A 13,047-nucleotide genomic window follows, 5' to 3' on the forward strand; every position below is an offset into this window, starting at 1 on the left:
GGCTGCGATCTTTTGATCTTAAAAAATCAAGATCAAAAGATCGCAGCCTGCGGCAGCTCCTACAGGGGTGAGGTTCATGGCGTACGGTTACGCCGGGTTTCGATGATGTTCGGCAACTGGGAAATCCGCCCCAGCAACCGCCCCAACGCGTCCAGCCCTGGAATCTCGATGGTCAGAGACATCAGCGCGGTGTTGTCCTCCTTGTTCGAGCGGGTATTGACCGCCAACACGTTGATTCGCTCGTTGAGCAACACCTGCGAGACATCACGCAGCAATCCGGAACGGTCGTAGGCACGGATGACGATGTCCACCGGGTAGGTGAGCACCGGTACCGGCCCCCAGCTGACCTGAATGATCCGTTCAGGCTCGCGCCCGGCCAATTGCAGCACCGAGGCACAGTCCTGGCGGTGGATACTGACGCCACGCCCCTGGGTGATGTAGCCGACGATCGCATCCCCCGGCAACGGCTGGCAGCAACCTGCCATCTGGGTCATCAGGTTGCCCACACCCTGGATCTGGATATCACCACGCTTGCCTGGCTTGTAGCCGGTGGCCTTGCGTGGAATCAGTTCCAGCTGTTCGTTGCCACGTTCCGGCTCGACCAGTTGCTGCGCCAGGTTGACCAGTTGCGCCAGGCGCAGGTCGCCGGCACCGAGCGCGGCAAACATGTCCTCGGCGGTTTTCATGTTGGCCTTGTCGGCCAGCTTGTCGAAATCCACCGCTGGCAAGCCGAGGCGATTGAGTTCCCGTTCCAGCAGGGTTTTACCGGCGGCGACGTTCTGATCGCGGGCCTGCAACTTGAACCAGTGAACGATCTTCGCCCGTGCCCGTGACGTCGTGACGTAACCCAGGTTCGGGTTCAGCCAGTCGCGGCTTGGCGTGCCGTGCTTGCTGGTGATGATCTCGACCTGCTCACCGGTCTGCAGGCTGTAGTTGAGCGGCACGATGCGCCCGTTGATCTTGGCGCCACGGCAGTTGTGACCGATCTCGGTGTGCACACGGTAGGCGAAGTCCAGTGGCGTCGCGCCCTTGGGCAAGTCGATGGCGTGACCGTCCGGGGTAAAGATGTAGACCCGGTCGGGTTCGATATCGACCCGCAGCTGTTCGGCCAACCCGCCAATGTCACCCAGCTCTTCGTGCCACTCGAGCACCTGACGCAGCCAGGAGATTTTTTCTTCGTAGTGATTGGAGCCAGACTTGACGTCGGTGCCCTTGTAGCGCCAGTGGGCGCATACACCGAGTTCGGCCTCCTCATGCATGGCGTGGGTACGGATCTGTACTTCCAGCACCTTGCCCTCAGGACCGATCACCGCCGTGTGCAACGAGCGATAGCCGTTTTCCTTGGGGTTGGCGATGTAGTCGTCGAATTCTTTGGGAATGTGCCGCCACAGGGTGTGGACAATGCCCAGCGCGGTGTAGCAGTCGCGCATTTCCGGCACCAGCACACGCACGGCGCGCACGTCGTAGATCTGGCTGAACTCCAGGCCCTTGCGCTGCATTTTGCGCCAGATCGAATAGATATGTTTGGCCCGGCCGCTGATATCGGCATCGACCCCGGTGGCCTGCAATTCGTTTTTCAGCTGGCTCATCACGTCGCTGATGAAGCGCTCGCGATCCAGTCGCCGCTCGTGGAGCAACTTGGCGATCTGCTTGTACTGGTCCGGCTCCAGGTAACGGAAGGACAAGTCCTCCAGTTCCCACTTGATGTGGCCGATACCCAGGCGATGAGCGAGCGGCGCGTAGATGTCGAACACCTCGCGGGCAACGCGGTTGCGCTTTTCGTCATCGGCGGTTTTCACCGCACGGATCGCACAGGTTCGCTCGGCCAGTTTGATCAGGGCGACGCGAACGTCGTCGACCATGGCCACCAGCATCTTGCGCAGGTTTTCCACCTGGCCCTGAGTACCCATCACCATGGACTTGCGCGGGCTCAGGCTGTCGCTGATCGCGGCCATGCGTTGCACGCCGTCGATGAGTTTGGCGACTACGGGACCAAAGCGCTGGCTGACCGCCGGCAACGGAATCTGGCCTTCACGCACACCGCGGTAGAGAACCGCGGCAACCAGCGAATCCTGATCGAGCTTGAGGTCGGCGAGGATCTCGGCGATCTCAAGGCCGGTGCGGAAACTCGAGGTCCCTTCGGACCACAAATTCTTCGCCGCATTGGCTTGTTGTTCGGCCTCGCGAGCGTACTCGCAGGCTTCTTTCAAGGCTTCGCGATCCAGTGCCAGATCGACACTGACCGCGTGATCGAGCCAAGCCTCGAGATTGATACTGCCGTCGGTGTTGATCGGCTGGTGTGCTCTCACCTGTACCATCTTGCTTACCTTCCCTACGACGCAGATTCAATGCGTCAAATCGCTGACCTTCGTTGCCCATGAGCCCACGTCGGGCTGGTACGCGGCTGCACGGGCGGGCCAGTCGGACCAGACGAGCATCCTAGCTCGCTTCAAATAACGCCATGGCTTCGACATGTGCCGTCTGAGGAAACATATCGAGAATCCCGGCACGTTTTAACCGGTAGCCCTGCTTGATCAATTCGACCGTGTCGCGCGCCAGGGTTGCCGGGTTGCACGACACATAGACCAACCGCTCGGCCCCCAGGGACTTGAGCTTGCGCACGACCTCGAAAGCGCCGTCACGCGGTGGGTCCAAGAGTACCGCACAAAAGCCTTCACGCGCCCATTCAGCATCGGTCAACGGCTGGGATAAATCGGCCTGAAAAAACTGCGCATTATGCAGATTGTTGCTGACAGCATTCGCGGCTGCGCGATCGACCATCACCTGCACACCCTCCACCGCAACGACTTCGCGAACAGCTTTAGCCAATGGCAAGGCAAAGTTACCCAACCCACAGAATAGATCGAGAACTCGCTCATCGGCTTGCGGTTTCAGCCAATCCAGCGCCTGGGCAACCATCGCTTCGTTGACCCCCGCATTGACCTGGATGAAATCCCCGGGCCGATACGCCAGATTCAAATCCCACTGTTCAAGACGATAGCCCAAGGACTGATCGGCCTCGACCGGATGCGGCTCGCCGTCCCCGTGCAACCACAACTGGGCTTCATGGAGCGCGCAGAATTCCTTGAGGATGGTCAAGTCGCTTTCGGACAACGGCGCCATGTGGCGCAGCAATACCGCCAGCGATGAGCCGCTGAACAATTCCACGTGCCCCAGGGCCTGAGGTTTGCTCAATCGTCGCAGCATCTGCGGCAAGTGGGCCATGATCGGCTGCAAGGGCTGTACCAGCACCGGGCAATCATCGATGCCGACGATGTCCTGGCTGCCGGCGGCGCGGAAACCGACTTCGAGTTTTTTCGCTTTCATGTCCCAGCGCACCGCTACCCGGGCGCGACGTCGATAGGCGAATTCCGGGCCGCTCAAAGGCGCGGCCCATTCTTCGGGCTCGACACCGGCGACCTTCGACAATTGCTCGGCGAGCATGCGCTGTTTCAGGGCGAGTTGTTCGTTGTGGGGCAGATGCTGCACGCTGCAGCCGCCGCAACGGCTGGCATGGGCGCACGGTGCCGGGCGACGCAGTTCGCTGGCCTTGAACACCCGCTCGGTACGCGCCTCGACCACTTTGCCGTGGGCGCCGAGTACGCGCGCCTCGACTTCTTCACCGGCCAGTGCGCCGATGACGAACCAGGTGCGACCTTCGAAAAACGCGATACCGCGACCGTCGTTGGCCAGGCGCTCGATGTTGAGACGCTGCTTTTTGCCGGTCGGGACTTGCGGGGCCTTGCTGCCGCCGGTGGGCTGGAAGCGCAGGCCTCTCTCATGCTTGGCCATCAGTTGGGCGCGTCGAAAATGCCGGTCGACAGGTATCGGTCGCCACGGTCGCAGATGATCGCGACGATCACCGCGTTTTCAACTTCTTTGGACAGGCGCAGCATCGCTGCCACGGCACCGCCAGAGGACACGCCACAGAAGATGCCTTCTTCGCGAGCCAGTCGACGGGTCACGTCTTCGGCTTCGCTCTGGGCCATATCGACGATGCGGTCCACGCGATCGGCCTGGTAGATCTTCGGCAGATATTCCTGGGGCCAGCGACGGATACCCGGGATCGCCGAACCTTCCATCGGTTGCAGACCGATGATTTGCACGCTCTCGTTCTGTTCTTTCAGGTAACGCGAGACGCCCATGATGGTGCCGGTGGTGCCCATGGAGCTGACAAAATGGGTGATGGTGCCCTGGGTCTGGCGCCAGATTTCCGGACCGGTGGTGGTGTAGTGCGCCTCCGGGTTGTCACCGTTGGCGAACTGATCCAGCACCTTGCCGCGACCCTCTGCCTCCATACGCTGGGCGAGGTCGCGGGCGCCTTCCATGCCTTGCTCCTGGCTGACCAGGATCAGTTCGGCACCATAAGCGGTCATGGCGGCCTTGCGTTCGGCGCTGGAGTTGTCCGGCATGATCAGGATCATCTTGTAACCCTTGATCGCCGCGGCCATGGCCAGCGCGATGCCGGTGTTACCGGAGGTCGCTTCGATCAACGTATCGCCGGCATGGATCTGCCCGCGCAACTCGGCGCGGGTGATCATCGACAGCGCCGGACGGTCCTTGACCGAACCCGCCGGGTTGTTCCCTTCGAGCTTGAGCAAAAGAGTGTTGCTGGTTTCGCCGGGCAGGCGCTGCAAACGGACCAGCGGAGTGTTGCCGACGCAATCGGCGATGGTTGGGTACTGCAAGGTCATGGCGTATTCGCAATCCAGACTGCGGGGGCGCCTATCATACCGGCAAACCTCGCAAGGCCATATCACGCAAAGTGTGGTGCTTATGGTTTATGGGAATAAGCGTCTGATTCAGCCTTCTTCCGATTGAGCGACATTCAGGGCGTAGAACTCATGCAGCTTGGCCTGCAACAACTGTTTGTCCGGCAGTTGGACCTGATACTCCGCGATCAGCGCGGGTGACAGGCTGCGGTTAAGGGCGTATTCGACGACTTCGTCATCCTTGCTGGCACAGAGCAGGACACCGATTGCCGGGTTTTCATGAGGCTTGCGCTCTTCGCGATCCAGGGCTTCCAGATAGAAGCCCAGCTTGCCCAAATACTCCGGCTCAAAACGCCCGACCTTGAGCTCGATGGCCACCAGGCAGTTAAGACCACGGTGAAAGAACAGCAAGTCCAGGGCAAAATCACGCCCGCCGACTTGTAGCGGATATTCGGAGCCTACAAAACAGAAATCCCGACCTAGCTCGATCAAAAATTCCTTGAGACGCGCCAGCAAGCCCCGATGCAAATCGGTTTCGCCGTGGGCGCCGGGCAGGTCGAGAAACTCGACCATGTAGGCGTCGCGGAATATTTCAAGCGCAGAGGGATGAGTCTGTTTCAGTACTGAGGAGACTTTGGCCGGCTGGGTTACGCTGCGCTCGAACAGCGCCGCCTTGAACTGACGCTCCAGCTCGCGCTTTGACCATTTTTCCTGAACGGCCATTCGCAGGTAAAACTCGCGCTCTTGCGGGTGCCTGCTTTGGCCGAAGATGATCAAGTTATGGGACCAGGACAATTGTCGCGCCAGTGGTGCGACTTTTAATTCGCTACGGTAGGTTTCGTAAAACTGACGCATGCGGAACAGGTTCGACCGAGTAAAGCCACGCAGCGCCGGTTGGGTCTGGCTCAGATGTTCTGCCAGTTGACCGACAACAGAATCACCCCACTCCGCCTTCTCCATCTTGCGGCTTATATAAGCACCAACCTGCCAATAGAGCTCGATCAGTTGAGTATTCACCGCCTGCATTGCCTGGCGCCTGGCACTTTGAATCAGGGCAAGCACTTCATTGAAGCGATCGTCGGTGGTACTGCCGGGCACCTGGGTTACATTCATGCAATGGGTCCTTGGACACGAGTAAGAGCCTGAGCTTAAACCGTCAAGGATGCTTGAAATGACCGGTGATACCCTTTGGGAAATGTCGTACAGAAACTCAGGAACGCTCCGGCAAAATCAGCACGTTCGCAGGATTCGAGAACCTGCTCGCGATGGCATCGTCACTGACAGTTCCATCATCCGCCACCAGGCGCATATTCATCCGCAACCCGCGCCCTGTGTTCTGTGCCCAAAGCCTTCCACCCTGACGCCGCACCGCATTCCTGGCGATGCTCAAGCCCAGGCCAAATCCGCCATCCCCCGGCCGCGAGCCGTCGAGGCGGGTAAAGGGCAGGAAGATCCGCTCAAGATCCGCCTCCGCCACGCCGCCACCCTGATCCTCCAGCCACAGGTGCCAGAAGTCGCCGTCGCGCCGCCCGCCCAGATGGACGATGCCACCCTTGGGCGAATGTCGAATGGCGTTGCGCAGCATGTTCTCGAGGGCCTGGGCCAGGGTATTGAGATGGCCGCGCACCCAGCAGGAGGCGTCCACCGAGCATTGCAACTGCGTATCCGGCCAGCAACTTTCATAACAGGCGTTTTCCGTGAGCATTTCCCACAGGGCCTGGACCTGGATCGATTCGTCGGGTAATCGCGTACGTTCGGTATCGAGCCAGGCCAGTTGCAGCGTGTCCTCCACCAGCCGTTGCATGCCATCGACTTCGCGGCCAATGCGCTCGCGCAACTGTTCAAGCCCCTGCTCGCTTTCACTGGCCACCCGCAGGCGGCTCAACGGCGTGCGCAATTCATGGGACAGGTCGCGCAACAGTTGTTGCTGCAATGCCACGGTACTTTGCAGGCGCTCGGACATGTGATCGAACGCCCTGGCCAATTCGCCCAACTCATCGGAACGATTGGTGGTGCGGCTCGACAGCCGTACGTTCAGTTGATCGGCACGCCAGGCATTGGCCTGTTCGCGCAAGTGATTGAGTGGCACCACCAACAAGCGATACAGGCCGACGCACAACAGCAAGGTGAACAAGCCCGGAATCACGCCGTTGGTGATCACCCGCCAGAACACCCGGTAGCCCCCGGGCACGAAGCGTTGCGGCAGTTCGATCACCAGGCTGCCGACGGACGGGTCACTGGGAAACGGTATGCGCATCCACGGCCGGCCTTTTTTGTGGATCGGCCAATCGAGGCCGCGCAAAAAAGTCAGGCGCTCGACTTCCTTGTCCGTCAGCGATTGGTTGCTCAAGGATTGCAAATCACCGCCGATGACACCGACCCAGCCTTTCTCCCGCTGATGCATGCCCTGCAGCCAGTCATCGACGCCGACACTCTGGCCCTGCTGCCAGGCTTGTTCGGCTTCGGCGGCATAGCGCGCCAGGGTGCCGCGGGCCTCATCGGAGAGGAACTGGTTGCGCTGCTCCATGTAGCGGCCCCAGGACCAGCTCAACCAGATCATCAGCAGACAGAACGCCACCAACAGGCACGCCAGTTTCCAGAACAGCGAGTGCCGGCCCGGCACGTTACATCTCATCGACGGCACTCAGGATATAGCCCTTGCCCCAGACCGTGCGCACCTCCCGCTCGGTATAGCCGATGGCCTTGAGTTTGCGGCGAATCTGGCTGATGTGCATGTCGAGGCTACGATCGTGGGCGGCATAACCGCGTTGCAGTACCTGTTGATAAAGAAAGGCTTTGCTCAGCACTTCGTCGACGCTGCGGCTCAGGGTTTCCAGCAGGCGATACTCAGTTCGAGTCAGGCCGGCAGGTTGTTGTCCATGAAAAACGTCGAAGTGATCGTCGTCAAAACGCAGACTGTCTACCTCGGCCACCATCGCCACAGGCGTCGGCCGGCGATCGAGCGCTACGCGGCGCAGAATGGCTTCGATGCGCACGCGCAACTCGATCATGCTGAAGGGTTTGGGCAGATAATCATCGGCCCCCAGCCGAAAGCCGCTGATGCGATCGGCTTCGGCACCGAGTGCCGACATCAGCAACACCGGGGTGGAATGGCTGCGGCGTAGTTGCGTCAGTACCGCCAGCCCGTCCATACCTGGCAACAAAATGTCCATCAACACCACATCGAAGGCTTGCTCGCGGGCAATGGCCAGGCCCTCGCGGCCATTCTGGCACCACGTCACCTGAAAGCCGCTACGGCCCAGATGTTCATGCACATAGGCACCGAGTACGAGGTCGTCTTCGATGGAGAGGATACGGGGATGGCCAGCGTTGATGGTCGTCATTAGTATCTGCAAATAATTCTCAGTTGGTAATTATTCAAGATTGCTTCTCCCGGGGCAACCCAAGGGTTGCGCAGGGTGCAAAAGCGCACGACCAACCGACGAGTGACGGCATCAATTATCGAGGATCGCCCGCCTGCAAATCGCTACACTGCGCAAGTGGCGCGTGCCAGACGCACGCGCAGCTCGATAAACAGCCGGTTGCAGGAGAGTGGCGTGCTGACGAAACTGGGAATCAAGGGCCGTGTGCTGTTGCTGACGTTGCTGCCGACCAGCCTCATGGCATTGGTCCTGGGCGGCTATTTCACCTGGATGCAGCAATCGGACCTGCAAACCCAACTCCTGCAGCGCGGCGAAATGATCGCCGAGCAACTGGCGCCGTTGGTGGCGCCAGCCATGGGGCACAACAACAACGAAATGCTGGAACGTATCGCCACCCAGTCCCTGGAACAACCGGACGTGCGAGCCGTGACCTTCCTTGCGCCAGACCGCACGCCGCGGGCCCACGCCGGGCCGATCATGCTGACCCAGGCGCCAATGGGCGAAGGCTCGCAGATGCAGCGTCGCAGTGGCAACGAAGCAACGCGTTACCTGCTGCCGGTGTTCGGCAAACACCGCAACCTGGCCGGCGACGTGATCCCCGATGAAGCCGATCGCCTGCTGGGCTGGGTCGAACTCGAACTGTCCCACAACGGCATGCTGCTGCGTGGCTACCGCAGCCTGTTCGCCAGCCTGTTGATGATCGGCGCCGGTCTCGGCGGCGCGGCGCTGCTGGCGTTGCGCATGGGCCGCACGATCAATCGGCCGCTGACCCAGATCAAACAAGCAGTGGCGCAACTCAAGGACGGTCATCTGGAAACTCGACTGCCCCCCCTGGGCAGCCAGGAGCTGGATGAGTTGGCCTCCGGCATCAATCGCATGGCCGGGACGCTGCAGAATGCCCAGGAAGAACTGCAACACAGCATCGACCAGGCCACCGAGGACGTGCGCCAGAACCTCGAGACCATCGAGATCCAGAACATCGAACTGGACCTGGCGCGCATGGAGGCGCTGGAGGCGAGCCGGATCAAGTCCGAGTTCCTGGCCAACATGAGCCATGAAATACGCACGCCACTCAACGGCATCCTCGGCTTCACCCACCTGCTGCAAAAAAGTGAACTGACCCCGCGTCAACTCGATTACCTGGGCACCATCGAAAAGTCTGCCGACAGCTTGTTGGGGATCATCAACGAGATCCTCGACTTTTCGAAGATCGAGGCAGGCAAGCTGGTGCTCGACCATATTCCGTTCAATTTGCGCGACCTGCTGCAAGACACACTGACCATCCTCGCCCCGGCCGCCCACGCCAAACAGCTGGAACTGATCAGCCTGGTGTATCGCGATACGCCCCTGTCGCTGGTGGGCGATCCGTTGCGGCTCAAGCAGATCCTGACCAACCTGGTCAGCAATGCGATCAAGTTCACCCGCGAGGGCACCATCGTCGCCCGGGCCATGCTCGAAGAAGAGCACGAAGACAGCGTGCAATTGCGCATCAGCATCCAGGACACCGGCATCGGCCTGTCAAACCAGGACGTGCGCGCGCTGTTCCAGGCCTTCAGCCAGGCCGATAACTCGCTGTCGCGGCAACCCGGTGGCACGGGCCTGGGCCTGGTGATCTCCAAGCGCCTGATCGAACAGATGGGGGGCGAGATTGGCGTCGACAGCACCCCGGGCGAGGGTTCGGAATTCTGGATCAGCCTGAACCTGCCCAAGGCCCGCGACGATGCCGAGGACCTGCCGAGTGCGCCACTGCTCGGACGGCGGGTCGCCGTGCTGGAAAATCATGAGCTGGCACGCCAGGCGTTGCAGCATCAACTGGAAGACTGTGGCCTGGACGTCACCACATTCAATACCCTTGAAAACCTGACGAACGGCGTCACCGGCGTGCATCAGACCGATCAGGCGATCGAACTCGCGGTGCTGGGCATCACCAGCAACGACATGCCACCGGAACGCCTGAACCAACACATCTGGGACCTCGAGCACCTGGGTTGCAAGGTGCTGGTGCTGTGCCCCACCACGGAGCAGACGCTATTCCACCTGTCGGTGCCCAACCCCCACAGCCAGCTCCAGGCCAAGCCTGCCTGTACCCGCAAGCTGCGGCGCGCGCTGTCCGACCTGGTCAACCCGCGACAGTCGCGCACCGAGTCCAGCGAGCCGCTGTCGAGCCGTGCGCCGAAGGTGCTGTGCGTCGACGACAATCCGGCCAATTTGCTGCTGGTGCAAACCCTGCTTGAAGACATGGGCGCCAAGGTGCTCGCCGTGGAAAGCGGCTACGCGGCGATCAAGGCGGTGCAGAACGAGACATTCGACCTGGTATTGATGGACGTGCAGATGCCCGGCATGGATGGGCGCCAAAGTACCGAAGCGATCCGCCAATGGGAAAGCGAACGGCATTGCACGCCGCTGCCGATCGTGGCCCTCACGGCGCATGCCATGGCCAATGAAAAACGCGCATTGCTGCAAAGCGGCATGGACGATTACCTGACCAAGCCGATCAGCGAGCGGCAACTGGCGCAAGTGGTACTCAAATGGAGCGGGTTGGCACTGCGCAACCATTCGCCAGAGCGTGCAGGCGATGGCCACGCCAACACCTACGAGTTGCAGGTGCTCGATCACGAAGAAGGCTTGCGCCTGGCCGCCGGCAAGGCCGATCTGGCGGCAGACATGCTGGCAATGCTGCTGGCATCTCTGGAAGCCGACCGCGAAGCCATCCGCCAGGCTCGGCAAAGTAATGACCACAACGCCTTGATCGAACGGGTTCATCGCCTGCATGGCGCTACCCGCTATTGCGGCGTTCCGCAATTGCGCGCCGCTTGCCAACGCAGTGAAACCTTGCTCAAGCAGCAAGACCCGAAGGCCTTCGGCGCACTTGAAGATCTCGACCGGGCGATCAATCGCCTGGCCGCCCAGGCGCGCATCAACGCCTGATGCACTTTCCAGGAGGACAGCATGCGCACGATTCTTTTCAGCAGCCAGACCTACGACCGCGACAGCTTTCTCGCCGCCAGCCTGCCACCGGGTATCGAGTTGCACTTCCAATCGGCACGATTGAGCCTCGATACCGTCGCGCTGGCGGAGCACCACGAGGTGGTCTGTGCCTTTATCAACGATGATCTAAGCGCCCCGGTGCTCGAACGCCTGGCTGCGGCGGGTACCCGTCTGATCGCCTTGCGTTCGGCCGGTTTCAACCATGTCGACCTGGCGGCGGCCAAGCGACTGGGGCTGGCGGTCGTGCGCGTCCCGGCCTATTCGCCCCACGCCGTGGCCGAGCATGCGGTAGCCCTGATCCTGGCCCTCAACCGACGCCTGCACCGCGCCTACAACCGCACGCGCGAAGGCGATTTCAGCCTGCACGGGTTGACGGGGTTCGACCTGGTGGGCAAGACCGTCGGCGTGGTCGGCACCGGGCAGATCGGCGCGACTTTTGCGAAAATCATGCATGGCTTCGGTTGCCAGTTGCTGGCCTACGACCCCTTCCCCAATCCGCAGGTCGAAGCGCTGGGCGCCCGCTACCTGAGCTTGCCGCAGCTGCTGGCCGAGTCGCAGATCATCAGCCTGCACTGCCCGCTCAACGAGCAGAGCAAGCACTTGATCAACCACCAATCCCTGGCGCACATGCAGCCTGGCGCCATGTTGATCAACACTGGCCGCGGCGGCCTGGTGGACACCCCGGCACTGATCGATGCCTTGAAGCTTGGCCAACTGGGTTATTTGGGACTGGATGTGTATGAAGAGGAAGCGCAACTGTTTTTCGAAGACCGTTCCGATCTGCCGTTGCAGGACGATGTACTCGCGCGGTTGCTGACCTTCCCCAACGTGATCGTCACGGCACACCAGGCCTTCCTCACCCGCGAAGCCTTGGGCGCTATTGCCGCGACCACCTTGCAGAACATCGCGGCCTGGGCGGCAGGAACCCCGGAGAATCAGGTCGAGGGTGATTGAACCTGATCGAAGGTCATATGCCCGCGCCATGCTGCGCTTATGCCCGTGCTAGCATATCGCGCATATTTGGAGGACCCATGGTCGAACACGATTTCCGCTACACCCTGATGAACCCGCAACACACCCTCACTGAATGCCGCGCCCTAGTGCCGGGACGTTATCAAGTCACCGGCAACGGCGGCTCGATTCGTAATAACGACGTGCTGGTCGTGACCCTCAAGGGCGCCAAGGACCTGTCCATGCGCCTGACCGTCGAAACGGTTCGCCACCTGATCAACCCGCCAGGGCAATGGGTCGCGGTGGCCAGTGGTCCAGTGTTCGGCGAACTGGCGATCCATACCTGGCAGGTGAACTGCGACAGCTGCGCCAAGGAGCTGAGTTTCGAATTCGCCGTTGACGCCAAGCTCGGCAACAAGGCCGAAAAGCCTGCTGCCACCGCGCGGATTGCCGAGTTGGGCTGGACCACCGTTGGCGAGAAACACCTGTGCCCCAAATGCCAGGAGCCTGCGTGATGAAACGCCTCGCCCTGACTGCGATGGCCGGTGCAAGCCTGCTGGGCTGCGCCGCCGAGCCGGTGCAACTGCAGCAAAATCGCAGCTATATCCTGGAGTGGATCGGCGAACGGCCGTTGATGGACTACAGCCACCTGACCATCACCCTGGGTGAAGACGGTCGCGCCTACGGTAGCGGCGGTTGCAACCACTGGTTTGCGCCGTACACACTGGAAGGCGACAAGCTGAGCTTCGGCAAGATCGGCAGCACTCGCAAGCTCTGTGCGCCGGCACTGATGGAGCAGGAAAAACGCTTCCTCCAGGCGCTGGAAAGCGTGCAGCGCTGGGACGTCTCGTCGATCGACCAGATGCGCTTCTGGCCAGCTGAAGGCAAGCCGTTGCGCTGGTGGCTGGAAGAGGGTTGATCTCCTCTACCTGATCGTTCCCACGCAGAGCGTCACTAGTGTCCGGTAAACATGTTTCATAGCTGAAGGCTGCCTTGGGCAGCCTTCAGCTTTT

General features: G+C 61.0%; 10 protein-coding genes. 4 read left to right on the top strand and 6 right to left on the bottom strand.

Features of this window, described 5'->3' with window-relative positions; genetic code table 11:
- Positions 1–74: 74 nt before the first annotated feature.
- The 6 genes from relA to AC3WWR_RS29830 form a co-directional block, all read right to left on the bottom strand.
- Positions 75–2,318 (bottom strand): GTP diphosphokinase, encoded by a 2,244-nt coding sequence (gene relA, locus AC3WWR_RS29805; protein ID WP_020799706.1) that lies wholly within the window; start codon positions 2,316–2,318, stop codon positions 75–77.
- A 121-nt stretch (positions 2,319–2,439) separates the two neighbouring features.
- The gene (rlmD, locus tag AC3WWR_RS29810; RefSeq protein WP_033040971.1) at positions 2,440–3,792 is read right to left on the bottom strand and encodes a 23S rRNA (uracil(1939)-C(5))-methyltransferase RlmD; all 1,353 of its coding nucleotides are present in this window, start codon (positions 3,790–3,792) and stop codon (positions 2,440–2,442) included.
- On the bottom strand, positions 3,792–4,694 hold the full coding sequence (gene cysM / locus AC3WWR_RS29815) for a cysteine synthase CysM (RefSeq protein ID WP_033040968.1): 903 nt from the start codon (positions 4,692–4,694) through the stop codon (positions 3,792–3,794). The genes rlmD and cysM overlap by 1 nt, the downstream gene beginning before the upstream one ends.
- 108 nt (positions 4,695–4,802) lie before the next feature.
- Positions 4,803–5,825, bottom strand: coding sequence for a PDDEXK nuclease domain-containing protein (locus AC3WWR_RS29820; protein WP_033040966.1), 1,023 nt, complete (start codon positions 5,823–5,825; stop codon positions 4,803–4,805).
- A 97-nt stretch (positions 5,826–5,922) separates the two neighbouring features.
- A complete protein-coding gene (locus AC3WWR_RS29825; protein ID WP_492599298.1) occupies positions 5,923–7,347 on the bottom strand; it encodes a histidine kinase sensor domain-containing protein in 1,425 nt (474 codons plus the stop codon).
- The gene (locus AC3WWR_RS29830) at positions 7,337–8,056 is read right to left on the bottom strand and encodes a response regulator transcription factor (RefSeq protein WP_151143158.1); all 720 of its coding nucleotides are present in this window, start codon (positions 8,054–8,056) and stop codon (positions 7,337–7,339) included. The genes AC3WWR_RS29825 and AC3WWR_RS29830 overlap by 11 nt, the downstream gene beginning before the upstream one ends.
- 213 nt (positions 8,057–8,269) lie before the next feature.
- Here AC3WWR_RS29830 and AC3WWR_RS29835 point away from each other — a divergent pair, with 213 nt between their 5' ends.
- The 4 genes from AC3WWR_RS29835 (at position 8,270) to AC3WWR_RS29850 (ending at position 12,953) form a co-directional block, all read left to right on the top strand.
- Positions 8,270–11,023: a response regulator gene (locus tag AC3WWR_RS29835; RefSeq protein WP_033040959.1), complete on the top strand. Its 2,754-nt coding sequence runs from the start codon at positions 8,270–8,272 to the stop codon at positions 11,021–11,023.
- Positions 11,024–11,044: 21 nt separating this feature from the next.
- Positions 11,045–12,037: a 2-hydroxyacid dehydrogenase gene (locus AC3WWR_RS29840; protein WP_020799713.1), complete on the top strand. Its 993-nt coding sequence runs from the start codon at positions 11,045–11,047 to the stop codon at positions 12,035–12,037.
- Between the two features lie 77 nt (positions 12,038–12,114).
- The gene (locus AC3WWR_RS29845) at positions 12,115–12,549 is read left to right on the top strand and encodes a hypothetical protein (protein WP_020799714.1); all 435 of its coding nucleotides are present in this window, start codon (positions 12,115–12,117) and stop codon (positions 12,547–12,549) included.
- Entirely contained in the window at positions 12,549–12,953 is a 405-nt protein-coding gene (locus AC3WWR_RS29850; protein WP_020799715.1) for an META domain-containing protein, read from the top strand. Before AC3WWR_RS29845 ends, AC3WWR_RS29850 begins: the two co-directional genes overlap by 1 nt.
- Positions 12,954–13,047: the final 94 nt, after the last annotated feature.

The sequence above is a fragment of the Pseudomonas sp. EB271-G4-1 genome (genome assembly GCF_058791355.1).

Excerpts from the sequence above, each read along its gene's own strand:
- relA (WP_020799706.1), bottom strand. The coding sequence starts at position 2,318 with ATGGTACAGGTGAGAGCACACCAGCCGATCAACACCGACGGCAGTATC.
- rlmD (WP_033040971.1), bottom strand. The coding sequence starts at position 3,792 with ATGGCCAAGCATGAGAGAGGCCTGCGCTTCCAGCCCACCGGCGGCAGC.
- cysM (WP_033040968.1), bottom strand. The coding sequence starts at position 4,694 with ATGACCTTGCAGTACCCAACCATCGCCGATTGCGTCGGCAACACTCCG.
- AC3WWR_RS29820 (WP_033040966.1), bottom strand. The coding sequence starts at position 5,825 with ATGAATGTAACCCAGGTGCCCGGCAGTACCACCGACGATCGCTTCAAT.
- AC3WWR_RS29825 (WP_492599298.1), bottom strand. The coding sequence starts at position 7,347 with ATGAGATGTAACGTGCCGGGCCGGCACTCGCTGTTCTGGAAACTGGCG.
- AC3WWR_RS29830 (WP_151143158.1), bottom strand. The coding sequence starts at position 8,056 with ATGACGACCATCAACGCTGGCCATCCCCGTATCCTCTCCATCGAAGAC.
- AC3WWR_RS29840 (WP_020799713.1), top strand. The coding sequence starts at position 11,045 with ATGCGCACGATTCTTTTCAGCAGCCAGACCTACGACCGCGACAGCTTT.
- AC3WWR_RS29845 (WP_020799714.1), top strand. The coding sequence starts at position 12,115 with ATGGTCGAACACGATTTCCGCTACACCCTGATGAACCCGCAACACACC.
- AC3WWR_RS29850 (WP_020799715.1), top strand. The coding sequence starts at position 12,549 with ATGAAACGCCTCGCCCTGACTGCGATGGCCGGTGCAAGCCTGCTGGGC.